Below are 24856 nucleotides of genomic sequence, written 5' to 3'. Positions count from 1 at the left end.
AGACGACGGCGGCACCAGAGCTGTCGCAGCCCCGGCTGCGACCGTGCGCAGAGGTCATGAACACCACCCCAGAACCACAGCCCGAAGAACTCCGCCCCACCCAGCCCCACCGCACCGCGTCCCCGCGCACCGCATCTCCCCGCGCGTCCGAGCCCGGCTCCGCGCTCGTGCACCACACAGGACGGCTCTACTTCCCCGTCGCGTTCGTCGCACGTCTCCCGTTCGCGATGATGGTCGTCGGGGTCCTCACCCTCGTCGTCTCCGCCCGCGGGTCGCTCTCGTTCGCCGGCCTGAGCTCCGCGATGGTGGGCCTCGGCACCGCGTGCGTCGGCCCGCTGCTCGGCGCCGCCGCCGACCGGTACGGCCAGCGCGTCGTCCTCCTCGTCGCCGGGACGGCCAACGGCCTCATGCTCGCTGGGTTCGCCTGGGCCGTGTACTCCACGCTGCCGGACGCGGCGGTCCTCGTCGCGGCCTTCCTCATCGGGACGACGGCGCCCCAGGTCGGCCCCATGTCACGGACCCGCCTCGTGCGCATCATCTCCGACCGGCTCGCCCCGAACCTCCGGGTCCGGAGCTTCAACTCGACGATGGCCTACGAGTCCGCCGCCGACGAGACCGTCTTCGTCGTCGGGCCGTTCCTCGTCGGGATCCTCGCGTCCGGCGTCGCCCCGTGGCTCCCCCTCGTCGCCGCCGGGGCGATCACCCTCGTGTTCGTCACCGCGTTCGCACTGCACCCCACGAGCACGGTCCAGCGCACGCACGACAGGGACGCAGCCGAGGCCGCCCCGCTGCGGGACCTGTGGCACCCCGGTCTCGTGAGCGTGATCGTCGGCATCCTCGGTGTCGGGCTCTTCTTCGGCACGATGCTCACCTCGCTCACCGCATTCATGAACGACCAGGGCGACCCCGAGCGCGCCGGCCTCGTCTACGGCGTCATGGGCGTCGGGTCGGCTGCGCTCGCTCTCGCCGTCGCGCTCTTCCCCGTCGGGTTCACGCTCCGTGCACGGTGGCTCACCTTCGCCGGCGTCGTCCTCGCCGGGACGCTCACCCTGCCGTTCGCAGGCTCGGTGCTGCACCTCGTCGTCGCTCTCGCCGTCATCGGCATCGGGGTAGGGCCCACCCTCGTCACGCAGTACAGCATCGGCTCGACCCTCAGCCCCCGCGGCCGGTCGACGACCGTCATGACGATCCTCGGCTCTGCCGTCATCGTCGGGCAGTCGATCGGCTCCGCCGTCACCGGCGAGGTCGGTGAGCGCTTCGGTGCGTCGGCCGCGCTGGCGCTCCCGTCGATCGCTGCGTCGATCGTCGTGCTCGCCGGAGTCGCGTACTGGTTCGTCGCGCACCGGACGCTCACCGACGGCGACTCCCTCGTCGGCGACGGACCTAGCGAGCCATCGCCCGCCACACCCGTTCTCGAGACATCGGGAGCTCCGTCAGCCTGACCCCGGTCGCATCGTCGATCGCGTTGGCGAGCGCCGCGGCGACGGGGTTGAACGGGGCCTCGCTCATCGACTTCGCCCCGAGCGGGCCGATGCTGTCGACCGTGTCCGCGAAGTACACCTCGGTGCGCGGGAGGTCGGCGATCTGCGGCACGTGGTACTCGCGGAACGTGCGCGTGAGGACGTGGCCTGCGCCGTCGAGCCGCACCTCCTCGTAGAGCGCAGCGCCGATCGCCTGACCCACCCCGCCCTCGATCTGGCCGCGGAGCTGCTCGGGGTTGATGACCACGCCGGCGTCGGCCGACTGCACGCTCTGGAGGATGCGGACCTCCCCGGTATCGCGGTTCACCGCGACCCGGAAGCCCTGGACGTTGTAGGCCACCGACCGCGGCGTGCCGTCGTGACTCCCGTGCGCGACGAGCTCGGTCAACGGTTCGCCGGTGCCCGGACGACGCGCGTCGGCCTCGGTGATCATCGCCTTGAGGCGCTCGGCTGCGAGGACGACCGCCTTGCCGGCGACGACCGAGCCCGTCGACCCGAACGCGCCCGTGTCGTAACGGACCACGTCGGTGTCCGACTGCCGCACCCGGACCTGGCTCACAGGAACACCGAGGACCTGGGCGGCGAACTGCTGGTGCACGGTGGTGGTGCCGTTGCCGAACTCCGCGGTCCCGACACAGACCTCGATGGTCCCGTCCGCCAGCCGGGCGACACTCGTGTCAGCGAAGTGCCCGCGCGGCGGCATCGTCGCGATCATCGCGAGCGCCGTGCCGCTACCGTGCGACCACTGCGGACCGCTCGGCACGCCCGGCCCGTCGGCTGCGCCTCGAGCAAGCGCGGCCTCCGTGAGGTCGAGGCACTGGTCGAGGCCATAGCTGCCGTGGCGCAGGTCGCTCACCTCGTCCGGGTCCGTGACGACCATCACTTCCCCGGGCCCGACGACGTTGCGCCGGCGCAGCTCGACCGGCGCGATGCCGAGCTCGCGGGCGAGCTCGTCCATCGCCGACTCGACGGCGAAGACGACCTGACCGAGCCCGTAGCCCCGGAACGCACCCGAGGGCGGGTTGTTCGTGTAGACCACCTCGGCGTCGACCCGCGTGGCCGGGCAGCGGTAGACGGCGAGCGACTCGTTGAGGCTGTGGAACATGACGCCGCGGCTGTGGTTGCCGTAGGCGCCGGTGTCGCTGAGCATCTCGACGGTCATCGCGGTGAGCGTGCCGTCCGCGTCGGCACCGAGGCGCACGGTGACGGCCATCGGGTGGCGGACCGTCGCGATCGTGAAGACGTCCTCGCGCGTCATCTCGTACTGGACCGGCCGCCCGGTCCGCAGGACCGCGAGCGCGACGAGGTCTTCCGTGAGGATCTCCTGCTTGCCGCCGAAGCCACCGCCGACGCGGGCGGTGAAGACGCGGACCTGGTCCTGCTCGAGGCCGAGGACGTGGCAGAGCTCGTCGCGGACGAGGTAGGGAACCTGGGTGCTCGTGCGGATGACGAGCCGACCGGTCGCGTCGAGCCAGCCGCGTGCGGCGTGGGTCTCGAGCGCGGCGTGGGAGACGCGCTGCGAGCGCCACGTGCCGGAGACGGTCGCGTGGGCGTCCGCGAGAGCAGTCGTGGTGTCGCCCATCTCGTCGTGGAGGGTGACGATGACGTTGCGGTGGGCTTCGTCGACGCGGTCCGCGGGTGTGCGGTCGGGGTGGATGAGGGGGGCGCCGGGCGCGCGGGCCTCCTCGGGGTCGAAGACGGCGGGCAGCACCTCGTACTCGACGCGCACGAGGTCGCGGGCACGCTGGGCGGTGGCGACGTCGTCGGCGATGACAGCCGCGACCCGCTGGCCCTGGAACCGGACGATCGTGTCGATGATGCGGGTGTCGTCCGGGTCGTCGAGCCGGTTCTCGTGGCGGCCCGTGGAGAAGAGGACGTCCGGGGAGTCGGCTGCGGTGAGGACTGCGCGGACCCCCGGGAGAGCCTGTGCCACGGTCGTGTCGACCGAGAGGACGCGTGCGTGGGCGTACGGGCTGCCGAGGACGGCGAGGTGGAGCACCCCCGTGGTCGTGAGGTCGAGCGTGTACGGCTCACGGCCGGTGACGACGCGCATCGCTGCCGGGGCGCCGACGGAGGTGCCCATGGGGCCGGTCGGCGCTGCGGGGGCTGCGAGCGCTGCGGGCGCGGTATGCGCGGTGGGCGCGATGGGCGCGATGGGAACCGTCGGTGTGGCCGGAGCGCTGGTCGAGGCGTCTGCGCCTGCTGTCGTGGCGCTGCCGCAGGTCGGCTCGACGTTGCGGACCCCGTTGACCGCGTCCTCGATCGCGCGGTACCCGGTGCAGCGGCAGAGGTTGCCCTTGAGGGCGTGCGGCAGGTCAGCCTTCTGCTCGTCCGTGAGGACGGACGTGGTGACGACCATGCCCGGCGTGCAGAACCCGCACTGGAATCCACCGGCGGCCGCGAACGCCGACTGGACCGGGTGCGGGTGCTCCTCGTCGCCGAGGCCGGCGACCGTCGTGACGGTCTTCCCGTCCATGCGGTGCGCCGGGTAGATGCACGAGTGCACGGGCGCGCCGTCGACGAGGACGGTGCACGCCCCGCAGTCGCCGGAGTCGCAGCCCTTCTTCACCTCGAAGTGCTCGTGCTCGCGCAGCAGGGTCCGCAGGCACTGGCCGGGGGCGGCTTGCGCGTCGAGCATCACGCCGTTGACCTCGAGCTTCATCGCAGGCCTCCGTCTTGGTCGGGGCGAGGGCCGGACCCCGCCGGGTCGCTCGGCCCGACGCTCGGCCCGACGCTCGGCGCGGCGCTCGGCGCGGCGCTCGACGCGGCGCTCGACGCAGCGCTCGACGTGGCGCTCGACGTGGCGCATGCCGCGAGCTCCGCGCGGACCTCCTCAGCGAGGACGCCTGTGACGTGGGCGCGCCAGTCGGGTGCGCCGTGGACGTCGTCGAACCAGGTCTCGATGCTGGCCACCGCCTCGCGGACACGAGCCGCCGTCGGTGGAGCCGGGAAACGCAGGACCACGGGTGCGGGTGTGCTGGCGGTGATCGCGAGGGTCGTCGTGCCGTCTGCGTCGTGCCGCCCGACGACGACCGCACCCGAGCGGCCGAGCGGCGAGAGCGCGATCTGCCGGAAGGCCGTCCGGGACTCGAGGGCGTACCGCGGGATCTCGATCGATCGCAGCACCTCGCCGCGCGCGAGCGTGTTGCGGCCCGGCCCGGTCACGAGCTCGGCCACGGGGAGCCGGCGTTCGCCGCCGATCGGTGGCGCTGCCGCGGTCTCGGTTGCGGTCGAGGTCGAGGTTGTTGTCGCGGTCGCGGTCGCGGTCGCGGCCCCAGCCACCGTCTCGGCGTCCGGCAGCCATGTCACCGCGTCCGCGTCGAGCGCGACGGCGAGCGCGATCATCGCGCCGGCGGGGAGCGACAGGCAGACGTTGCCGCCGACTGTCGCGACGTTCCAGACCTTCCACGACGCGAGCAGGGCGTTCGCGCACCGGGCGAACAAGGGGAGAGCCGTCCATGTGGGGTGCTCGGCCGCACCATGTTCGCCGAGGTCGACGAGGGTCGCGATGGTGCAGGTGGCCGCGATGCTCAGGCCGGCGTCGGTCGGGGTGAGCGGAGCCCACCCGAGGAGGGTGAGGTCGACGAGGCCGCGCACGCGTGCGTCCTGGCTCGGTGCAGCCGACGAGACCTCGGTGTTCTCAGGGGCAAGGTGGTGCTCGGCCTGGGAGTAGAGCCACGTGCCGCCGCCGAGGAAGGTCTCGCCGTCGGCGAGAGCCACGTCCTGCCTGCTCAGCGCGACGCGCACGGAATCGATCACCAGGTCCACGCGAGCACCTCCTGCACATCCGACGGGCCAACGACCTCCTGGTCCTCGGCTGTCGCCAGAGAACCATGCGAATGTGTCGCCGGTGTAACCACGCGGAGGCCGGCAGTGTCTGGCTGCTGCGGCCGGTGATGCTGTCGGACGGTGCGGTCGGGCGGCGGGCGAGGCGCGCGGCCGAGACGCGGTCGAGATGGTGTCCGGCCGTGGGGGCGAGCTGCGGTCGAGGCGCGCGGTCGAGCTGCCCTCGGGCTGCCGTCGGGCTGCCGTCAGGCTGCACAGCGGGTGACAGATCGGGGAGACTGGTCGTGTGACGACATCTCCTCTGCGTGGCGTGCGTGTGCTCATCCCCCGGGCGCCGGGACGGGGCGAGGCTCTCGGCGCACGTATCGAGGCTGCGGGTGGTCGTGCGGTCGTCGCTCCGCTCATCTCCCGAGCCGACGCCGCTGGACCTGACCTCGACGCATTGCGCACGGCGGCCGCCGCCGCAAGCGCAGGCGAGTACGCGTGGGTGGCGATCACGAGCGTCAACGCGGTAACGGCACTCTCCGCGGCCGCGATGCCTATGCCCTCCCAAGACGCAACCCCTCACCCCCAATCCCTGCCCCAATCCCCGCCCCCGCCCCTGCCCCTGCCCCCAGCCTCATCCTCAGCTGACGTCGAGCTCGGGCAGTTGTCTCGAGATCGGGCACTCGAAGGCACGATCTCGAGACAAGTGCCCGAGGTCGACGGACGCGGCGGCAGCCGCGAGTGCATCGGGAGCCACGCGGACCACACTGGCCACACGGACCACACGGACCGTCGCAACAGCAGCACGGGCCGCAGCGACAGCAGCCGCGGCCGCGGCGACAGCGGGGTGGATGGCTGGCCCGTGCGGTGGGCTGTCGTCGGGCCGGCTACCGCACGGGCGCTGCGGGCCGCCGGGGTCGAGCCGAAGCTCGTCGCCGCGGAGAACTCTGCCGTCGGGATGCTCGCCGAGTGGCCGGACGCGCACGCCTCGACGTTCGGCGGCCTCGATGTCGGCACTGGGACCGGCTCCAGCTCGCCCTCCAGCACCCGCGTCCTCCTTCCCCTCGGCGACCTCGCCGAGCCCACGCTCGAGCGCGGCCTCACCGAGCTCGGTTACACCCCGGTCCGGGTCACCGCGTACCGGACGGTCTCTCACCCGGCCCCGCCGGAGGTCGTCGCCGACTGGGCTGCAGGGCGCATCGACCTCGTGGTCCTCACGTCCGGGAGCGTGGCCCGCGAGGTCGCCCGCCAGCTCGGGCCGCGTGCGGACGTGCTGGCTGTCGCGATCGGTGAGCCGACGCGTCGTGCCGCCGAGGGAACAGGGCAAGCGGTTGCCGCTGTTGCTACGGGTGCGTCCGACGACGCTCTCTTCAGTGCGATCATCGATGCAGCAGCTCTTCTCCCCACGACCCTTCCGGAGGACCCGTGACCCGCCCACGCCGCCTGCGCACCACTCCCGCGCTGCGCGCTCTCGTCTCTGAGACCCGCCTGCACGCGCGGGACCTCGTCCTGCCCCTGTTCATCAAGGAGGGCGCGACCGAGCCGGTGGAGATCACCTCGATGCCGGGCGTGGTCCACCACACCGAGGCCTCGCTCGCGCAGGCTGTCCGTGAGGCGGCCGACGCCGGCATCGGCGGCGTCATGCTCTTCGGCGTCCCGACCACGCGCGACGCGACCGGCTCCGGGGCAGACGACCCGGACGGCATCCTCAACGTCGGCATCCGCATCGCGGTCGAGGCGGCGGCCGGGCGGCTCGTCGTCATGGCGGACCTGTGCCTCGACGAGTTCACGGACCACGGCCACTGCGGCGTTCTCGACGCCCGGGGTGGCGTCGACAACGACGCGACCCTGCTGCGCTACGAGGCCATGGCGATCGCCCAGGCCGAGGCAGGCGCCGAGGTGCTCGGCCTCTCCGGGATGATGGACGGGCAGGTCTTCGCGGTGCGCAGCGCGCTCGACGCCTCGACGGCGAACGGCGGCACCGGTTTCCCCGACACCGCAATCTTGGCCTACTCCGCCAAGTACGCCTCGGCGTTCTACGGCCCGTTCCGCGAGGCGGTGGAGTCGACGCTCGAGGGCGACCGTCGCACGTACCAGCTCGACCCGGCCAACCGCCGCGAGGGCTCCCGCGAGTCGGACATCGACATGCTCGAGGGCGCCGACATCGTCATGGTCAAGCCCGCGATGAGCTACCTCGACGTGCTCGCGGACGTCGCCCAGACGTCGAACGTCCCCGTCGCCGCGTACCAGGTCTCTGGCGAGTACGCGATGATCGAGGCGGCTGCGGCCAACGGATGGATCAACCGTCGTGCCGCGATCGAGGAGTCGATCGTGAGCATCAAGCGGGCGGGTGCCGACATCGTCCTCACGTACTGGGCCGTCGAGCTCGCCGGCTGGATCAAGTAGCCCGCACCAGCGCACCGCCGGGCATGCCCGGCGACCTGACCGACCCGAACGACCTGACCGACTTCCTGAGCACCTGACGAACGGACGGACCATGCACGACGACGCAGCGAACCACTCAGCCTTCGAGCGCGCCCAGGGCGTGCTGCCGGGCGGGGTGAACTCGCCCGTGCGGGCGTACCGCTCCGTCGGCGGCGACCCGCGGTTCATCGCGTCGGCTGCCGGGCCGTACATCACGGACGTCGCCGGCAACGAGTACGTCGACCTCGTGTGCTCGTGGGGTCCGGCGCTGCTCGGGCACGCGCACCCGGCCGTCGTCGCCGCGGTGCAGGAGGCGGCCGCGCGCGGGCTGTCCTTCGGCGCCCCGACGGTCGGCGAGGTCGAGCTCGCCGAGGAGATCCGCCGCCGCGTCCCGGCGGCCGAGCGCGTGCGCCTCGTCTCGACCGGCACCGAGGCGACGATGACGGCCGTCCGTCTCGCGCGCGGGGCGACGGGCCGGCCGCTCATCATCAAGTTCGCGGGCTGCTACCACGGTCACGTCGACTCTCTCCTGGCCGAGGCAGGCTCGGGCGTCGCGACGCAGGCTCTGCCCGGCTCGGCCGGTGTCACGGAGGCGACGGCCTCGGAGACCCTCGTGCTCCCGTACAACGACCTCGGTGCTGTCGAGGCGGCCTTCGCGGAGCGCGGCGCGGACATCGCCGCCGTCATCACGGAGGCTGCGCCTGCCAACATGGGCATCGTCCCGCCCGCCCCCGGCTTCAACGCCGGGCTGCGCCGCATCACCGCCGCGCACGGCGCGCTGCTCATCCTCGACGAGGTGCTCACCGGCTTCCGCGTGAGCGCGTCCGGCTGGTGGGGCTACGAGACCTCGGTGCTCGGCGCGTCCTTCACACCTGACCTCTTCACGTTCGGCAAGGTCGTCGGCGGCGGTATGCCCGTCGCGGCGATCGGCGGTCCGGCTGCGCTCATGGACCAGCTCGCCCCGCTCGGACCGGTCTACCAGGCGGGCACGCTCTCCGGGAACCCGGTGGCCGTCGCGGCCGGGCTCGCGACGCTGCGGGCCGCCGACGCCGCCGTGTACGCCAAGGTGGACGCCACCGCCACGCACCTCGGCGCCGCCGTCTCCGAGGCGCTCTCCGCCGAGGGCGTCGCCCACCGCGTCCAGTACTCCGGCAGCCTCTTCTCCGTGATGTTCGGCGAGGAGGCCGCCGCGTCGGGCGTGCACACGTACGCCCAGGTCCAGGCGTCTGACACGTTCCGCTACCCGCCGTTCTTCCACGCGATGCTCGACGCCGGGGTCAACCTGCCGCCGTCCGTCTACGAGGCGTGGTTCCTCTCCGCCGCGCACGACGACGTGGCGGTCGGCCGGATCCTCGAGGCGCTGCCGGGTGCGGCGCGGGCCGCGGCCGCGGCGCGGCCCTGACGAGCGCGGCCCTGACGACCGGGCTCGACCCGGGCGCCGGTGCGTGCGATCAGCGCGCGGCGTCCTTGAGCGTCCCGACGACGCCGCCCTCGCCGTCGAAGACGAAGCAGAGGACCTGGCGGTCGTCGAGCTGGTTCCAGCCCTCCTCGAGCGGGGTGAGGGGGAAGTAGTCGAGGGTGGAGTCGTCCCACGCGATCCCGACGAACGCCGTGAACTCGTCGTAGCAGAAGTCGTCGGCCGCGATGTCGATGGCGTCGTTGCCGGGGAAGTCCCCTGCGGGCAGGTCCATCACCGCGAACGCCTCGCTGTCGTGGGGCTCGCTGCACGGGACCGTCGGGACGGTCTCGACCGTGTCGGCGAGGTCCGCAGAGTTCACGCAGTCGCCAACGAGCAGCGAGAACACGTCGAGCTCCGCGGCTTCGACGATCTCACCGGCGTCGTCTCGCTCGGGCTCGTCGTTCCCGACGAGGTCGTCGATGGCGGAGCACCCGGTGAGGGCGAGTGCCGCGGCAAGGGTGATGACACCGCCGAAGGAGCGGGTTGGAGCGCGCATGAGTGTCCTTCTGTCCGAGGTCAGGCACCGTCGCACGTGCGTCGACCGCTGCACTCTACGGGTCGCGCGCTGCTCGCGGCGAGAGTGTGCGGCACGGTCTCGCAACGATCGAGCAACCACTCGGCCCACGCAGCGCGGTCAGCGTCCCTGACGCTGCGCGTTGGCGGCGGCCCACCGGAAGATGACGAACATGACGATCCCCCAGAGCACGAGCCGGACCACGGAGCTGAACCCCGGGAACAGCACGCGCAGGAGGAGGCTCACGACGAGCGAGAGGATGATGGAGATCGCGATCGAGGTCGAGGCGCTGACCCTCGTCCCGTCGTGACTGAGGCCGAAGTATGCCGCGAGCGTCTTCACACGGGTCACCGTACGCCACGCACCTGTGGCTGCTGCGGCATGGGTGCGCGCGATACCCTCCGGGGGTAACGTGGCGAGCGAAGCTCGACGACCAGGAGGACGACGATGGCCGGGTACAGCGGCTCGAAAGACGACTATCTCAAGCGGCTGCGTCGCGTCGAGGGCCAGGTGCGCGGCATCGCCCGCATGGTCGACGAAGACACGTACTGCATCGACGTGCTCACACAGGTCGCTGCGGTGACCAAGGCCCTCCAGGCGGTCAGCCTCGGCCTCGTCGAGGACCATCTGGGCCACTGCGTGGTCCACGCCGCGCAGTCGTCCGACGAAGAAGGTCAAGAGAAGGTCCGCGAGGCCGCGGACGCGATCGCTCGCCTCGTCAGGAGCTGAGTCTCCTGCCACGGTAGAAAAGTCCGGAGCTGCATCCCGGACCCATGCAGGCCACGCACGATCCACGATCCACCCAAGGAGCTCTCATGACTGTCATCACCACCCTCGACGTCAGCGGCATGACGTGCGGCCACTGCGTCTCAGCGGTCACCAACGAGCTCGAGACCGTCGACGGTGTCGAGCGGGTCAGCGTCGAGCTGCGCACGGAGGGAGCCTCCGAGGTGACGGTGCTCTCCCACGAGCCCCTCGACGAGTCGGCGCTGCGTGCCGCGATCGTCGAGGCAGGCTACGAGGCGAGCCGCATCGAGGTCGACACCGAGGGCCTCGCGTCCCAGGCGGCGGAGCAGCACAAGCACCAGGAGGAGTACCGCGCGCAGCACCCGTTGACCTGAGCGCGTGCGGGCGTGCGGACCAGCTCGGAAGCGCGCGGCTCGGCGAGCGAGCGCACGTGACCATGGCCCCACGGACGAAATACCCCTCGGGGGTATGGTGTTCAGAGGAACGCACCCACGGTCCACCGCGCGCACAAGGAGCACTCGTGAGCATCCAGGACACCACCGGCACACCGGCCGCACCGCTCGAGATCGACCTCGCTATCGAGGGCATGACCTGCGCGTCGTGCGTCGCCCGCGTCGAGAAGAAGCTCAACCAGGTCGCTGGGGTCGAGGCCACCGTCAACCTCCCCCTCGAGAGCGCACACGTCACCGTCCACGGCAGCGTCGACGACCACGACCTCCTCGCAGCGGTCGAGCGAGCCGGGTACACCGCACGCATCACCGGTCGCCGCGCCCCGCGAACCTCCGGGTCCGACCCGTCGAGCCCCGCAGACCGCTCCGACACCGAGATGGCGCTCTCCGGGCACTCGATGGCCGAGGGCCACACCATGGGCGAGGACGACGACACCTCCGCGCCCACCCCCGACCGAGGCACCTACCTGCGACGCAGGCTCGTCGTCGCCGCGACGCTCGCGGTCCCCGTCGTCGCCCTGTCGATGATCGTCGCCCTCCGCTTCCCCGGCTGGCAGTGGGTCGTCGCCGCTCTCTCCATGCCCGTCGTCACCTGGGCTGCTCTCCCGTTCCACCGGGCCGCGTTCCGCGCCGCCCGCCACGGCTCCTCCACCATGGACACGCTCGTCTCGGTCGGCGTCGTCGCCGCCACCGCATGGTCGCTGTGGGCGCTCCTGCTGGGCGGCTCCGGGGCTGTCGACGCCCAGGGGATGGCCGCACTGGAGTCGGGCGACCTGCCGGAGCTCTACTTCGAGGTCGCGACCGTCGTCACCGCGTTCCTCCTCGCAGGCCGCTACGCGGAGCACCGCTCCCGACGCAGCGCCGGCGACGCCCTGCGCTCTCTCCTCGACCTCGGCGCCAAGAACGCGACCCTCGTCGTCGACGAGGGCGGCCGACGGGTCGAGCGGACCGTTCCCGCCGCCTCGCTCCTCGTCGACGACCTCTTCACCGTCAAGCCTGGCGAGAAGGTCGCCACAGACGGCGTCGTCGTCGAAGGATCGAGCGCCATCGACGCGTCCCTCCTCACCGGCGAGCCCGTCCCGGTCGAGGTCGGCCCCGGAGACCCCGTCACGGGCGCGACCGTCAACACCTCCGGCCATCTGCTCGTCCGCGCGACCCGCGTCGGCGAAGAGACCACGCTCGCGCAGATCGGTCAGCTCGTCGCCCGCGCACAGACCGGCAAGGCCCCCGTGCAGCGCCTCGCCGACCGCATCTCTGCGGTGTTCGTCCCCATCGTCTTCGTCTTGGCCGTCGCCACGTTCGTCGGCTGGATGGTGTGGGGCCCGTCCGCGGAGTCCGCGTTCACCGCGGCCGTCGCCGTCCTCATCATCGCGTGCCCCTGCGCCCTCGGTCTCGCCACACCCACCGCGCTCCTCGTGGGCACCGGCCGCGGCGCGCAGCTCGGCGTGCTCATCAAGGGCCCGGAGATCCTCGAGTCGACCCGCCGCGTCGACACGATCGTGCTCGACAAGACCGGCACGGTCACGCAGGGCCGGATGGTCGTCGAGAACGTCGTCGGCGACCCGCAGACGCTGCGCCTCGCCGGCGCTCTCGAAGCACTGAGCGAGCACCCCATCGCCCGAGCGATCGCGTCAGCAGCCGACGCCGCCGCCGCGACCGACACCGCAGCGACCGCTGCGACCGCGGCCGCCGCCGGCACGGACGCCATCGCGCCCGAGACCGGCGACGACGGCATCGAGATCGGGTCCGACCAGGCGCTCGACTTCCGCAGCGCACCCGGCGGCGGAGTCTCCGGCGTCGTCCGTGTCGCCCACTCCGGGGTCGCGATGTCCTCCCGGGTCCTCGTCGGACGCCCGACGTGGCTCGCCGAGGAAGGCGTCGCCTTCGACGCCGCCGACCCCGCGACCGCGAGCCTCGTCACAGCATTCACGACGGCGGAGGGCTCCGGCGCCACCGCCGTGGTCGTCGCCTGGAACGGTGCAGCACGCGGTGTCGTCGTGCTGCGCGACCCGGTGAAAGAGTCGTCGGCCGAAGCCATCGCCCAGCTCACCGCCCTCGGCCTCCGTCCGGTCCTCCTCACCGGCGACAACGCCGGAGCCGCCCGCGTGGCAGCCGCGTCCGTCGGCATCCCCGCGCACGACGTCATCGCCCACGTCCTGCCCCACGAGAAGGTCGACGTGATCGAGCGCCTGCGCGCCGAAGGCGCCACGGTCGCGATGGTGGGCGACGGCGTCAACGACGCCGCAGCGCTCGCTGCCGCCGACCTCGGACTCGCGATGGGCACGGGGACCGACGTCGCCATGGAAGCGAGCGACATCACGCTCGTCCGCGGGGACCTGCGCAGCGCAGCCACCGCCATCCGCCTGTCGCGCGCGACGCTCCGCATCATCAAGCAGAACCTCTTCTGGGCGTTCGCCTACAACGTCGCAGCGATCCCGCTCGCGGCGTCCGGGCTGCTCAACCCGATGATCGCGGGCGCAGCGATGGCGGCCAGCTCCGTCATCGTCGTGAGCAACTCCCTCCGGCTGCGCACAGCAGCCAGCTAGGGCGCGGCGGGCGCCTCGGGTGCCGGCTCGGGTGCAGGCTCGGGGGCGGGCTCGGGCTCGGACTCGGGCTCGGGCTCGGGCTCGGGTGCAGGCTCGGTGCCTCGGGGCTCAGGTGCGGGCTACTCCGTCGGGGCGCCTGGTCCACGCGCGGGGGCTCCGGGTCCACCCGCGTCGGGGCGCCGGGACAGCCGGAACTCCAGTCCGCGGCGCACCGCCGGCCACTCGTGCTCGAGGATCGAGTACACGACCGTGTCCCGCAGCAGCCCGTCGCGAGTGCGTGCATGGCTCCGCAGGATCCCGTCCTGCTTGGCACCGAGCCGCTCGATCGCCTCGCGCGACTGCATGTTGAGCGAGTGCGTGCGGAGCTCGACCGCAGGGCAGCCCAACGTCTCGAACGCATGACCGAGGAGCAGGAGCTTCGACTCAGCGTTGGTCCCCGTCCCGTGGGCGGAGGCCGCGTTCCACGTCGAGCCGATCTCGAGGCGCGGCGTCGCAGCGTCGATGTTCATGTAGGTGGTCATCCCGATGATGCGTCCGGGGCCACCGGTCTGCTGATCGCGCAGGCGTGCGGTGAACGGGAGCATCGAGCCGGACGCCTGGGCCGACAGCCGCTGGTCGATCTCCGCGCCCATCTGCTCCGGCGTGGGCACGGAGGTGTACCAGAGGCGCCAGAGCTCACCGTCGCGGGCCGCCTCGACGAGACCGTCATGGTGCTCGGCTGCGAGCGGCTCGAGAACGACGAGCCGACCTCTCAGCGTCACCGGCCCGATGCCGACCGACGTCTGAGCGCTCATCCGTCGATAACTGGTCGGAACACGATGACAGCCAGAGTCTCCACGGACCCATTCTATCCATGCACCAGAGCCCCGACGCCTCCCGTGCTGCGTCTCCCTGGCCCCCACCTCTGCTCCCAACTCCGGTCCCAACCCCCCCCCGGTCCTAGCCCCGGTCCCGACCCTGGTCCCGACCCCGGTCCCGACCCCGGTCCCAGCCGTTGAGTTCGACACTGCGAGTCGAGACCGTCGGTCGGATTTGCCGAACTCGACTACACGTACCGACCTCACCGGAGGCCCGCTGACCAGCAGGCGGGGGGAGCTGGGGAGAGGAGCGCCGGGCCGAGTCGGGGGAGAGGGGAGGGCCAACCGAGCCGGGAGGGGGAGGCGTGGGAGGGGAGGGCCGGGCTGCCCGGCCCGGCCCGGCGCGGCCCGGCGCGGCCCGGCCCGGCGCGTCAGTGGAGGAGCTTGAGGCCGACGACGCAGCCCACGATGCCCAGCACGAGGAGGATCTTCACGAGCGAGACGGTCTCGGTGCCGGTGAGCATCGCGTACGTGACGGTGAGCGCAGCACCGATACCGACCCAGACGGCGTACGACGTGCCGACCGGCAGCTCACGCATCGCGTAGGCGAGGCCTCCCATGCTCGCGACGAGCGCGACACCGAACACGACCGACGGTCCGAGGCGGCTGAAGCCGTCGGACCTTCCGAGCGCGGTGGCCCACACGGCCTCGAGAACTCCGGACACGACAAGAACGATCCAGGACATGACTGCCTCCAAGGCGCCGTCTTGTCGCACACCGGGTACGGCACCGCTCGTCCGGGAGCCCGCAGGGCTCTGCCGCCAGGGTCTCACGCCGACGTGCCGGTCGCTCTGCGAGACTGGTTCGATGAATCCTTGGACCACCCGCACGTCGACCGTCGTCTACGAGAACCCGTGGATCCGGGTCCGCGAGGATGCCGTCGACCGGCCCGACGGCACCCCGGGGATCTACGGCGTGGTCGAGATTCGCAACCCCTCGGTCTTCGTCGTGCCGCTCACGGAGGACGACGAGGTCGTCCTCGTGGAGGTGGCCCGGTACGCGACCAGCACCCTGTCCTTGGAGGTGCCCGCGGGCGGCTCGGACGGCGAGGACCTGCTGCTCGCCGCCCAGCGCGAGCTCCGCGAGGAGACGGGCCTGGCCGCGTCGTCGTGGGAACGGCTCGGCACGATGTTCGCGCTCAACGGCGTCTGCGACGCGATCGAGCACGTCTACCTCGCTCGGGGCCTGCACACCGCCGAGGAGGCCGCCGAGCAGGCTGCCGAGGGCATCACGGGCACCCGGACGCTCCCGTGGTCCGAGGTCATGGGGCTCGTGCGGGACGGGACCATCACGGACGGCGAGACGGTCGCGGCCCTCATGTATGCGGCGATCGCCCTGGGTCGCGTCGGATGATGCCGTCGCCCGGCCCCACCCGCCTCACGACGCTCGACGACGCCGCGACGTTCGCAGACCTCATGGTGCGCAACCGGGAGTTCCTCGCGCCGTGGGAGCCCGCCCGGCCGGACACGTACTTCACCGAGCAGGGTCAGCGGGCCGTCGTCGAGGCCGTGCTGGAGCAGCACGCCCAGGGGACCTGCATGCCGCTGACGATCCTCGACGGTGCGGGGGAGGTTGTCGGCCGGATCACGCTCAGCGGCATCGTCCGCGGCGCGTTCCAGTCGTGCAGCGTGGGCTACTGGGTGAGCGCGCACGCGAACGGGCACGGCCTGGCGACGGCCGCGGTGGGCGACGCGGTGCGGGTCGCGTTCGACGTCCTCGGGCTGCACCGCGTGCAGGGCGAGACGCTCCTGCACAACGCTGCGTCGCAGCGTGTGCTGCAGCGCAACGGCTTCGTCCGCATCGGCACAGCACCCGACTATCTCCAGATCGCGGGGCGCTGGCAGGACCACGCGATCTATCAGGTCGTCCGACCCGCAGCCAGCGCGACGCACTGAGATCGGCACCGTTCCACCCGGACTTCACCCGCCCCTGGGGAAGATCACCCGTAACCTCCCCGTGACATACCCAAGGTAGGCGACATATGTTCGGAGTGCTTCACACGGCGACCGCCACGTGGAGCGCTCGAGCGGACGTCTAGCCCTGCCACCGCTCGAGGTCTCGACGATCTTCTTGGCAGGGATGGGGGACCCAGATCTGGGCGCTGCACGCAGCGCCCTCGGGGTGAAGCCGCTCGGACTCGTCCGAACGGCCGGGCGCAGTTCTCCAGCCCGAACCCGACAGCTAACCTCGTAGGCGTCATGGAGAGACATGACTGTTCGACCCCGCCCGGCCCAGCACCGCTCAGACCGACGAGCACGCACGCCCCTGACCGATCTCGCGACGAGCGCGAGCACCAGCGCCAGCATCATCGGCCGACGCACAGCACTCTTCGCCGCGTCGTCGGGCCTTCTCGTCTCTCTCATGGGCGCTGCCCCCGCGAGCGCCTCGACAGCACCGTCCGCCTCGACCACCGTCGACCTCGACGCGCTGACGACGCAGGCCCGCGCCGCCCTCGAGACGGCACCCGCTGTGACGAGCACGGCGGACGCGACCTGGTCCGTCGAGCTGACGACCATCACCGTGACGCCGGCGCCCGAGCCGGTCCCGGAGCCCGTCGTGGAGCCGGAGCCTGTGCGTGCGACGACGTCGCGCTCGGCGGAGCGCTCGGCAGTCACGTCGACCGTCGTCACGGAGGCGGCTCCCGTGATCGAGGCTGCTCCTGTCGCGGTGCCTGCGTCGGCGAGCGGCAGCGCGATCATCGACGCGGCCAGCCGCTACGTCGGCGTCCCGTACGTCTCGGGCGGCAGCACGCCGTCGGGCTTCGACTGCTCCGGGTTCACGTCGTACGTCTTCGCTCAGGTCGGCATCTCGTTGCCCCGGACCTCGTCCGCGCAGGCCGGCGTGGGCACGATCGTCTCCCGCGCCGACGCTCAGCCCGGCGACCTCATCTACTCCCCCGGCCACATCGCGATCTACGCCGGCGGCAACACCCAGATCGACTCACCCCGCCCGGGCAAGACGATCCAGTTCCGCGACATCTGGCAGGCCGACCCCGTCTTCATCCGCGTCGGCTGACACCGCCTGCGGTCGGGGCCCTCGCCGGGTCGCGTCGGTTTCCCAGAGCGTGCCGCGACCCGGTCCGAGCGCGTCCCGAGGCTTCTCGAGACGCGCTCGACCAGGTTGTGGCATCGGTCACGGTCTGGGAACGAACGGTGTCTCGTGAGATCGATCGCCTAGGATCTAGGTCATGAGCAGTCGGGGCACAAGCGTGCTAGGCACGCCTTCGCGCGCGTCCCGCGCGACGCACGGCTTCGTCGCGGCTGCCTTCTCGACGTTCGTCGCGCTCCTCTCGCACGTCCTCGCCGGCGGCACGGTGCCAGGCATCCTCGGCATCGCGGTCCCCCTCCTGCTCGCGACCTCGGCCTGCGTCGCCCTCGCGGGGCTGCGCCGCTCGTGGCTGCGCCTCACAGGGTCGGTGGCGCTGAGCCAGATCCTCTTCCACACGCTCTTCGTCCTCGGGACGACCGGGACGGCCCAGGTCGTCGGCGACGGAGGGCTGCACGCCGGTCACGACGCACAGTCAGCGCTCGTCGTCCTCAGCTCGACGACCGGGTCGATGGCCCATGCCGGGCACAGCGCCGGGTGGATGTGGCTCGCCCACGCGCTCGCGGGCGTCGTGACGATCGTCGTCCTGCAGCGGGGCGAAGCCGTCCTGTCGCGTCTCACGCGTCTGTCCAGCCGTGTCGCTGCGTTCCTCTTGCCGCCGGTCGTCCGGGTCGCCGCTCTGCCGGCGCACCCGCGCACCGCGCTGGCGAGCGCCGCGGGGACCTGGGTGCCGGTCGCCCTGCCGGTGATGTCCTCCGGTGTGGTCCGTCGCGGCCCACCCGTCCTGTCGTTGGTCTGAGTCCCACACAGCACCCGCCGTCGTGGCGCGACACCGTCGTGCCCCGGACCGGTCGTGCTGTCCTGACGTGTCTGCGCACAGCGCCACAGACCTCCGGCTGAAGAGCACCGACAGGTGAACGACCGGACGCCCACCCTCCCCTGACGGAGCACCGGGCGGTCTGGGCGGTCGTCGACGGCTGCTCGCTGTCGCTGCGCCGTGCGCGGACCTTCCACCGAAGGTCGTACCCGACATGACTGTTCATCCACCTCGCGCTGCCCTGCGCACGGCCGGGACCGGAGCGCTCCTCGCGTTCCTCGTCACGGTCGGCGCACCGTCAGCCAGCGCGCACGACGAGCTGCTCGACAGCTCCCCTGGTGAGGGGGAGCATCTCGACGTCGCCCCGACGTACGTGACGTTGACGTTCTCGGACGACATCCTCACCATCGGCCCCGCGGTGATCGTCACCGACGACAGCGGTGCCACCTGGACCGACGGTGACCCCACGATCGAGGACGCCGACCTCGTCGTGCCGCTGGCAGACGACATCCCGGACGGGTCGTACGAGGTGCGCTGGCGCGTCGTGTCGGCCGACGGTCACCCGATCTCCGGCGTCGTCCCCTTCACCGTCGGCGACGCCCAGGCCGCTGGCACGACCGGCACGACGGACACCGCTCCGCCGTCCGCGACGGCGCCTGACGCCGAGGGGTCCGCGCCAGACACCGAGGCGTCGGAGGCACCCTCTGCTGACGCCGCCGCCAGCACCACCACGGACACCTCGACGTCGCCGTCGTGGGTCCGGCCCGTCGTCGTCGGTGCGGCGGGCGCGCTCGTCGCGACCGCCCTCTTCTGGGGGGTGCCGCGTCTCGTGCGCCGTCGTCCTCCCAACCAGCCCGGCGACCCCTCGTGACCCTCCGCCGGACCGCACCGGTCCTGCGTGCTCTTCCTGCTTCACCCCTACCGAAGGAGACTCACATGTCTGCACGCCTGACCAAGCCCACCGTCGCCCTGGCCACCGTCGCCCTCCTCGCCCTGGCCGGGTGCAGCAGCTCCGACACGACGACCGAGTCCCCGGCGGCATCGTCCGACGCTCCTGCCGCGACCACGGCGAGCACCGCCGCCGAGTCCGTGACCATCGAGAACGCCTGGGTCAAGGCTGCCGACGAGGGGATGTCGGCTGCCTTCGGCGACCTCAAGAACTCCGGCACCGAAGACGTCACCGTGACCTCCGCCACCACCGCAGCGTCCAGCATGGTCGAGCTGCACGAGACCGTGGAGAACGAGGACGGCGAGATGGCCATGCGCGCGAAGGACGGCGGCTTCACCATCCCCGCGGGCGGCGACCTGATGCTCGCGCCGGGCGGCAACCACATCATGCTCATGGACCTCGTCGACCCGGTCACGGCCGGTGACGAGATCACCTTCACGCTGACCTTCTCCGACGACTCCACCGTCGAGTTCACGGCGCCCGCCAAGGACTACTCGGGCGCGAACGAGAACTACGAAGGCGCAGACGACGAGATGAGCGACATGGGCGACATGACCGACGCGACCCCGTCCGAGACGGACATGAACGAATGACGTCCCGCGACCAGGCGCACGCCCCTGGTCGCGGCGGACCCTCCCGGCGACAGCTCCTCTTCGGAGGGGCTGTCGCCGGGATCGGGGCTGTCGCCGCGATCGGCGCGGACGCGCTCGCACAGGACGACACCCCGGACGCCCCGACCACCGAGGCCGAGCAGGCCCTCAACGGTGCCAGCACGATCGACTTCTACGGCATCCACCAAGCCGGGGTCGAGACCCCGCCCCAGGCGCACGCGACCTACCTGGCGCTCGACCTGCGTCCCGAGGTCGACCGTGACAGCCTGCGCCGCCTCATGAAGGTGCTCACCGACGACGCCGCACGGCTGACACAGGGCATGGAGGCGCTCGCGGACTCGGAGCCCGAGCTCGCCCGCATCCCCGCGCGCCTCACCGTGACGTTCGGGTTCGGCCCCGAGCTCGTCCGTCGCGCAGCGACAGACGCCGCCGCGCCACCCGAGTGGCTGCGTCCGCTGCCGGAGTTCACGATCGACCAGCTCGAGGACGCGTGGAGCGGCGGGGACCTCCTCGTCCACATCGGCGCCGACGACGCGCTGACGGTCGCCCACGCCCAGCGGATGCTCCTCAAGGACTCCCGCAGCTTCACGACGGTGCGCTGGGTCCAGACCGGCTTCCGTCGGGCCCACGGCTCGGAGAAGTCCGGCACCACCATGCGCAACCTCTTCGGCCAGGTCGACGGCACCGTCAACCCCGCACCGACCACGACCGACTTCGGTGACGTCGTCTGGATCGCCGACGGGTGGCTCGCCGGCGGGACGAGCCTCGTCCTGCGACGGATCCGCATGGACCTCGACGGTTGGGACCGCCTCGACCGCAGCGGACGAGAGCAGTCCACCGGGCGGTTCCTCGCGCACGGCGCACCGCTCACCGGCACCGACGAGCACGACGAGCCCGACTTCGACGCGACCACCGCGATCGGCTTCCCCGTCATCCCGGAGTTCTCCCACCTGCGCCGGGCCCGCTCCGAGGACACCTCGCAGCGGATCTTCCGCCGCGGGTACAGCTACGACGGCGCTCCCACCGGGGACGACGTCTCGAGCTCGGGTCTCCTGTTCGCCGCCTACCAGGTCGACGTCGACGCCCAGTACGTCCCCCTCCAGCGTCGGCTCGACGAGCTCGACCTCCTCAACCAGTGGACCACCCCGATCGGCTCGGCCGTCTTCGCGATCCCGCCCGGCTGCTCCGAGGGCGGATACATCGGCGACACGCTCCTCGCGTGACCGTCGAGGCCCAGGAGCCACCGGCGTCGGCCGGCACGTCGCTCGTCGTCAGAGCGGCGCGACCGGCTGCCGCAGGATCGTCCTGAGCCGCGCGGGAGCGGTGCGGCGCGCGTCGCTGAGATAGACCTCGTGGTGGTCGCCGGCGAACGTGAGGCTGTTCGCGGGCATGTGCTCCTCGTGGAGCCGGTGCAGGGTGGGCGCCTCGTCGTCGTAGGAGCCTATGTGGAGGATCTGCAGCGAGTCCCCCTCGTCGAGCACGACGAGCCGGACCCGCTCCGAGGCGGGAAGATCCTTCGTCGCGGCGAGCCGGGCGTGGACGGTGTCGACGAGCTCCGCCGTGATCCACGCGGGCTGCGCGATCATCGCCGTCCACTCCCACGCGCCCTTGTCGCGCGACACGAACGCGCCCAGGTCCCCCGACCGCCACAGCGCCTCGAGCGGACCGACCACGTAGTCGCGACCGAGCGTCGTCTTGCTCGCGAACTTCACGGCGTAGGACAGCCCGAAGAGAGTCTCGATCGCCTCGGCATACGCGGGCGCGGTGTTCGGGTCACCAGCACCGTCGACCGCGAGATACTGGATCGGTGGCACGCAGACACGGACGAAGTCTGTCGTCGGTGCCGAGTACACGGCCTTGAGATCTCGCTTGATGTCGTACTTGGCTGCCGTCGTCCCCACGTCGTCGATGACCGTCACCCCACTCCTCGAGAACGAGCACCTGTCATGGCCAGCATAGGAAACCCCGCACCGCCCGGCGCGGCGGCACGGGTCAGGCTGCTCAGCAGCCGCACGGTGACGTCCGGACGCACGCCACGCAGCTATCGTCGAGGTGAGGATCTAGGGCAGGAGGCACAGTGGCAGTGACCAGCGCGGACGTGGCGCACGCCAGCGGCGTGTCACGCACCACGGTGAGCTACGTGCTCAACGACCGCTCGGGCACGACGATCTCCGACGCCACCCGCCGCCGTGTGCTCGAGGCAGCGGAACAGCTCGGCTACGCACCGTCCGCCGCAGCCCGCACCCTGCGACGCGGCCGCAGCGACCTCGTCCTCGTCGTGCTGCCCCACTGGCCCATCGGCCCGGTCATCGACACGCTCCTCGACCACCTCGCCGACGACCTCGCCGAGCGAGGCATGTCCGTCCTCGTCCACCACGGCCGAGGCCCTCGCCCCCTCTCCGACCTGTGGCGGGTCGTCACACCGCACACCGTCGTGGGGCTCACCGCCTTCGCCCCGCAGGACGTCCAGTCGATGCGCCGAGCAGGCATCCGGGTGGTCGGCACCCGGATCGACGCAGGCCACCCGGACGCCACGTCGTACGCCGTCTCCCAGCGCCGGATCGGCCAGATGCAGGTCGAGCACCTCGTCGCACGCGGGCGTCGACGGATCGGCTGGGCAGGGCCGACCGACTCTCGCCTCGCGGAGTTCTCCGAGCCGCGCCTCGTCGGCGTCACCGAGGCGTGCACAGCAGCAGGCCTGCCCGCACCCGTCGTGGCCACGCTCGAGCTCGAGGTCGCCTCGGCCCGCTCCGCCGCGACGATCTGGCACGACGCCGGGGCCGACGCCGTCGCCGCATACAACGACGACGTGGCGCTCGCCGTCCTCGCCGGGCTGCGAGCCGAAGGGATGGCGGTCCCGACCGACGTGGCGGTCATCGGCGTCGACGACACCCCTGCTGCCCGGCTCGCGTGCCCGGCGCTGAGCACGATCTCCCAGTCCATCGAGCTGCAGGCCGCCTACCTGGCCGCCGCGACGATCGCGGCCCTGGACGGCGACGACGGCCGGCTGCCCTGGCCGCCGGACGTCCTCGCCGTCGTCGGACGCGACTCCACCTGACCGGCTGAGCGCGTCACGACGCACCGCGGGCCCGGTGGGAGGTCCCACCAGGCCCGCAGCGTCGTCCGGTCGATCAGCTGTCGGTCAGCTGTCGGTCAGCTGTCGGTCACGGCTCCGGGTACACCGTGACGAAGCTCGGCACACCCGGTGCGCTCGAGTCGACCTGTGCACCGGTGTCGTTGACGACGTGCTGGACGGTCCCGGCGTTGAGGTTGACGGTCATGACGTGGTTCAGCTGGACCCCGGGCGTGCTCGGCACCGAGAAGCCGGACGCTGTCACGATGTCGGGGTTGTTCTGGTTGAACACGTAGACACCTGCCCCGAACAACGTGTGGGTCTCCACGTCAGCGGCCACCGTGTATCCCGGCCAGCCGAGCGTCCCGTCGGGCTGGGTCCAGTCGGCCTGCGTGGGCGGGTCGTAGGGCAGCTCGTTCTGGAACAGGATCACTGTCCCGCGCTCGCCCTCCCAGAGCAGGTTGCGCTGCTGGAAGTGCTCGACGAAGAGGCCGGTGGCGGTCACGTCGTCGCCGGTGACCACGACACCGGTGGTGCCGGTGTTCGTGTTCCACCGGTCGGTGTCGCCGTTCACGCCGTCCGTGAAGCCTTCGACGCCGTGGTCGGCACGCCACACCCAGGTGTGGTCGATGAGCACGCCGTCGGCGTCGATCCGCATCGCGGTGTCGGTCTTGCCGACGTGCGGTCCACCGACGCGGAAGTAGACGTCGGAGAGCGTGATGGGGTTAGGCGTCGTGATCTTGCGGAGCCAGCTCGACGAGCTGTTGCCGTTGCCGTTGCCGTTGCGCACGCTGCCGACCTGGAGCAGCACGTCAGACTTCTCGGTTCCCGCGTCGATCGTCACTCCCGCGACGACGATCCCGGGGACGTCTGAGACGACCAAGGGGGTGGACCCTCCCACCGCGGTCAGCGTGGCCTGGCCCATGCCCAGGACGACGGTGTTCGCCCGCTTCACCGTGATGCTGCTGTCTACGTCGTAGACGCCCGGGGTGAGGAGGAGGTTCTTGCCGCGTGCGAGCTGGCTGTTGATGGTCTTCACCGAGTCGCCAGGAGACGCGACGTAGAAGTCTGAGAGCGAGATGCTGCGCCCGGCGGTCGTGCCGTCGGCCCACGAGATCCCTCGGCTCTCGGTCTGCGCCTGGGGCACGCGGACCTTGTAGGCGCCACGGGAGTCGACGAAGAGGTACGGCTTCTCGCGGCTCACCGGGGTGTTGTCCACGGTCGTGTACGTCGGGTCGGGGAAGCCGGCGTCGTCGGGCGCGCCCTCGACCCCGGAGAAGACCTGGTTCCAGACGCCGTTGCTCCACTCGTCCACGACGCTGTTGCGCGTCAGCCACTGCTGCTGGGAGCCGTTGACGACGGTGCCGAAGCGGGAGTCGGCGATGAACCCGCCCGAGGCGTACTGCGGGCCGTTCGTGCAGTAGTCCATGAGCGAGAAGGTCGGGTCGCCCTCGTCTGCACGGACGTCGAGCCGACGGACCGAGACAGCCTGGGAGACGGCCCAGAAGTTGGCCGTCCCGCGGCACCCGTCCTGTCCCTCGGCGCTGATGTCGAGCGTGAGGTTCGACAACGAGCGCCAGAAGGTGTTCAGCGCGATGCAGTTGTCTGCGGTGAGGCAGCGGTTGTAGCTCTCGATCTTGCCGTTGATGACGACGTCGGCCGGGGACGCGCCGAGACCGGCGACCTCGGTGTAGTAGCCGACCCGGATCTGCAGCGGGTCGGCGGCGGTCCCGTAGGTGCCGGGCTTGAACAGCAGGCTCCAGCGGGCGGTGCCCATCTCGTTGTCGACCTGGGCGTCGGCGATCGCGTTCGCCTGCGACTCGATGTCCGCGGTCGCCATCGACTCGTCGAAGACGATGACGTTCTCACCGAGGTCGACGGACGGTGTGGAGCGGCCGGCCGAGAAAGTGCTGCTGGCCGAGACGTCTGCGACCGCGGGTGCTACCGGGCCTGCGGCGGCAGCCCCGGACGTGACGAGCGCTGCGGTCGCGACAGCCGCGACCGTGAGGGAGAGGCGCCCTCGGCGCCTCGGACGTGCTGGTGACATGTCGACTCTCTTCGTTGAGGTCTCCGCAGGTGACTCGTGTCACCCCGCTGTTCACCCTAGGGGAAT

23 protein-coding genes and 2 riboswitches are annotated in these 24856 nt (G+C 71.6%); of the genes, 15 read left to right on the top strand and 8 right to left on the bottom strand.

All coding sequences use genetic code 11. The features are described from left to right. The first annotated feature begins 56 nt into the window (after positions 1-56). On the top strand, positions 57-1442 hold the full coding sequence (locus ATL42_RS14120) for an MFS transporter (RefSeq protein ID WP_143556778.1): 1386 nt from the start codon (positions 57-59) through the stop codon (positions 1440-1442). Here ATL42_RS14120 and ATL42_RS14115 read toward each other — a convergent pair. Continuing rightward, on the bottom strand, positions 1384-4143 hold the full coding sequence (locus tag ATL42_RS14115) for a molybdopterin-dependent oxidoreductase (RefSeq protein ID WP_143556777.1): 2760 nt from the start codon (positions 4141-4143) through the stop codon (positions 1384-1386). The two genes, ATL42_RS14120 and ATL42_RS14115, sit on opposite strands and share 59 nt — an antisense overlap. Beyond that, positions 4140-5249 (bottom strand): FAD binding domain-containing protein, encoded by a 1110-nt coding sequence (locus ATL42_RS14105; protein ID WP_143556776.1) that lies wholly within the window; start codon positions 5247-5249, stop codon positions 4140-4142. The genes ATL42_RS14115 and ATL42_RS14105 overlap by 4 nt, the downstream gene beginning before the upstream one ends. 709 nt (positions 5250-5958) lie before the next feature. Here ATL42_RS14105 and ATL42_RS16785 point away from each other — a divergent pair. The 3 genes from ATL42_RS16785 to hemL all read left to right on the top strand — a co-directional run bounded on the left by ATL42_RS16785 (position 5959) and on the right by hemL (position 9078). Further along, a complete protein-coding gene (locus ATL42_RS16785) occupies positions 5959-6681 on the top strand; it encodes a uroporphyrinogen-III synthase (RefSeq protein WP_245862589.1) in 723 nt (240 codons plus the stop codon). Continuing rightward, a complete protein-coding gene (hemB, locus tag ATL42_RS14095) occupies positions 6678-7658 on the top strand; it encodes a porphobilinogen synthase (RefSeq protein ID WP_098455893.1) in 981 nt (326 codons plus the stop codon). Before ATL42_RS16785 ends, hemB begins: the two co-directional genes overlap by 4 nt. Positions 7659-7749: 91 nt before the next feature. Further along, complete coding sequence (gene hemL / locus ATL42_RS14090) at positions 7750-9078, top strand: glutamate-1-semialdehyde 2,1-aminomutase (protein WP_098455892.1); 1329 nt, start codon at positions 7750-7752, stop codon at positions 9076-9078. A 49-nt stretch (positions 9079-9127) separates the two neighbouring features. Here the strand turns inward: hemL and ATL42_RS14085 are convergent, their stop codons facing one another. Then, positions 9128-9631, bottom strand: a complete 504-nt coding sequence (locus tag ATL42_RS14085; protein WP_098455891.1) for a septum formation family protein — start codon at positions 9629-9631, stop codon at positions 9128-9130. A gap of 138 nt (positions 9632-9769) precedes the next feature. After that, positions 9770-9991 carry a hypothetical protein gene (locus ATL42_RS14080; protein ID WP_098455890.1) on the bottom strand — a complete coding sequence of 74 codons (222 nt, stop codon included), beginning with the start codon at positions 9989-9991 and terminating at the stop codon, positions 9770-9772. A gap of 105 nt (positions 9992-10096) precedes the next feature. Here ATL42_RS14080 and ATL42_RS14075 point away from each other — a divergent pair, with 105 nt between their 5' ends. From ATL42_RS14075 to ATL42_RS14065, 3 genes are all read left to right on the top strand, one after another. Beyond that, on the top strand, positions 10097-10378 hold the full coding sequence (locus tag ATL42_RS14075; RefSeq protein ID WP_098455889.1) for a metal-sensitive transcriptional regulator: 282 nt from the start codon (positions 10097-10099) through the stop codon (positions 10376-10378). Positions 10379-10464: 86 nt separating this feature from the next. Next, positions 10465-10770, top strand: a complete 306-nt coding sequence (locus ATL42_RS14070; protein WP_098455888.1) for a heavy-metal-associated domain-containing protein — start codon at positions 10465-10467, stop codon at positions 10768-10770. Between the two features lie 212 nt (positions 10771-10982). Continuing rightward, positions 10983-13391: a heavy metal translocating P-type ATPase gene (locus ATL42_RS14065; RefSeq protein ID WP_245862795.1), complete on the top strand. Its 2409-nt coding sequence runs from the start codon at positions 10983-10985 to the stop codon at positions 13389-13391. Between the two features lie 119 nt (positions 13392-13510). On the opposite strand, the gene ATL42_RS14055 is transcribed toward ATL42_RS14065, so the two are convergent. Both ATL42_RS14055 and ATL42_RS14050 read right to left on the bottom strand, forming a co-directional pair. Then, positions 13511-14185, bottom strand: a complete 675-nt coding sequence (locus ATL42_RS14055; protein ID WP_098455886.1) for a GNAT family N-acetyltransferase — start codon at positions 14183-14185, stop codon at positions 13511-13513. 434 nt (positions 14186-14619) lie between these two features. Then, entirely contained in the window at positions 14620-14934 is a 315-nt protein-coding gene (locus tag ATL42_RS14050; RefSeq protein ID WP_098455885.1) for a DMT family transporter, read from the bottom strand. Between the two features lie 10 nt (positions 14935-14944). Continuing rightward, positions 14945-15007: riboswitch (guanidine-III (ykkC-III) riboswitch) on the bottom strand. A 48-nt stretch (positions 15008-15055) separates the two neighbouring features. On the opposite strand from ATL42_RS14050, the gene ATL42_RS14045 reads away from it, so the two are divergent. The 7 genes from ATL42_RS14045 (at position 15056) to ATL42_RS14015 (ending at position 20893) form a co-directional block, all read left to right on the top strand. After that, a complete protein-coding gene (locus ATL42_RS14045) occupies positions 15056-15601 on the top strand; it encodes an NUDIX domain-containing protein (RefSeq protein WP_098455884.1) in 546 nt (181 codons plus the stop codon). Next, a complete protein-coding gene (locus tag ATL42_RS14040; protein WP_098455883.1) occupies positions 15601-16143 on the top strand; it encodes a GNAT family N-acetyltransferase in 543 nt (180 codons plus the stop codon). Before ATL42_RS14045 ends, ATL42_RS14040 begins: the two co-directional genes overlap by 1 nt. Before the next feature lie 154 nt (positions 16144-16297). Then, positions 16298-16459, top strand: a riboswitch (cyclic di-AMP (ydaO/yuaA leader). Then, a complete protein-coding gene (locus ATL42_RS14035; RefSeq protein WP_098455882.1) occupies positions 16457-17263 on the top strand; it encodes a C40 family peptidase in 807 nt (268 codons plus the stop codon). It overlaps the preceding riboswitch by 3 nt. 172 nt (positions 17264-17435) lie before the next feature. Beyond that, a complete protein-coding gene (locus ATL42_RS14030; RefSeq protein ID WP_143556775.1) occupies positions 17436-18092 on the top strand; it encodes a hypothetical protein in 657 nt (218 codons plus the stop codon). A 232-nt stretch (positions 18093-18324) separates the two neighbouring features. Then, positions 18325-18981: a copper resistance CopC family protein gene (locus ATL42_RS14025; protein WP_098455880.1), complete on the top strand. Its 657-nt coding sequence runs from the start codon at positions 18325-18327 to the stop codon at positions 18979-18981. 65 nt (positions 18982-19046) lie between these two features. After that, positions 19047-19652 carry a copper chaperone PCu(A)C gene (locus tag ATL42_RS14020; protein WP_098455879.1) on the top strand — a complete coding sequence of 202 codons (606 nt, stop codon included), beginning with the start codon at positions 19047-19049 and terminating at the stop codon, positions 19650-19652. After that, positions 19649-20893, top strand: coding sequence for a Dyp-type peroxidase (locus ATL42_RS14015; protein WP_098455878.1), 1245 nt, complete (start codon positions 19649-19651; stop codon positions 20891-20893). Before ATL42_RS14020 ends, ATL42_RS14015 begins: the two co-directional genes overlap by 4 nt. A 48-nt stretch (positions 20894-20941) precedes the next feature. Here the strand turns inward: ATL42_RS14015 and ATL42_RS14010 are convergent, their stop codons facing one another. Continuing rightward, positions 20942-21589, bottom strand: coding sequence for a GyrI-like domain-containing protein (locus ATL42_RS14010; protein ID WP_245862587.1), 648 nt, complete (start codon positions 21587-21589; stop codon positions 20942-20944). Between the two features lie 158 nt (positions 21590-21747). Between ATL42_RS14010 and ATL42_RS14005 the strand changes: the two genes are divergently transcribed. Continuing rightward, positions 21748-22728 (top strand): LacI family DNA-binding transcriptional regulator, encoded by a 981-nt coding sequence (locus tag ATL42_RS14005; RefSeq protein WP_098455877.1) that lies wholly within the window; start codon positions 21748-21750, stop codon positions 22726-22728. A 106-nt stretch (positions 22729-22834) separates the two neighbouring features. Here ATL42_RS14005 and ATL42_RS14000 read toward each other — a convergent pair whose 3' ends face one another. Then, entirely contained in the window at positions 22835-24790 is a 1956-nt protein-coding gene (locus ATL42_RS14000; protein WP_098455876.1) for an adenylyl cyclase, read from the bottom strand. Positions 24791-24856: the final 66 nt, after the last annotated feature.

It is taken from the genome of Sanguibacter antarcticus (genome assembly GCF_002564005.1).
GTDB lineage: Bacteria > Actinomycetota > Actinomycetes > Actinomycetales > Cellulomonadaceae > Sanguibacter > Sanguibacter antarcticus.
Note: the sequence above shows the minus strand (reverse complement) of the source record. Positions and strands in the feature narration are given on the sequence as shown.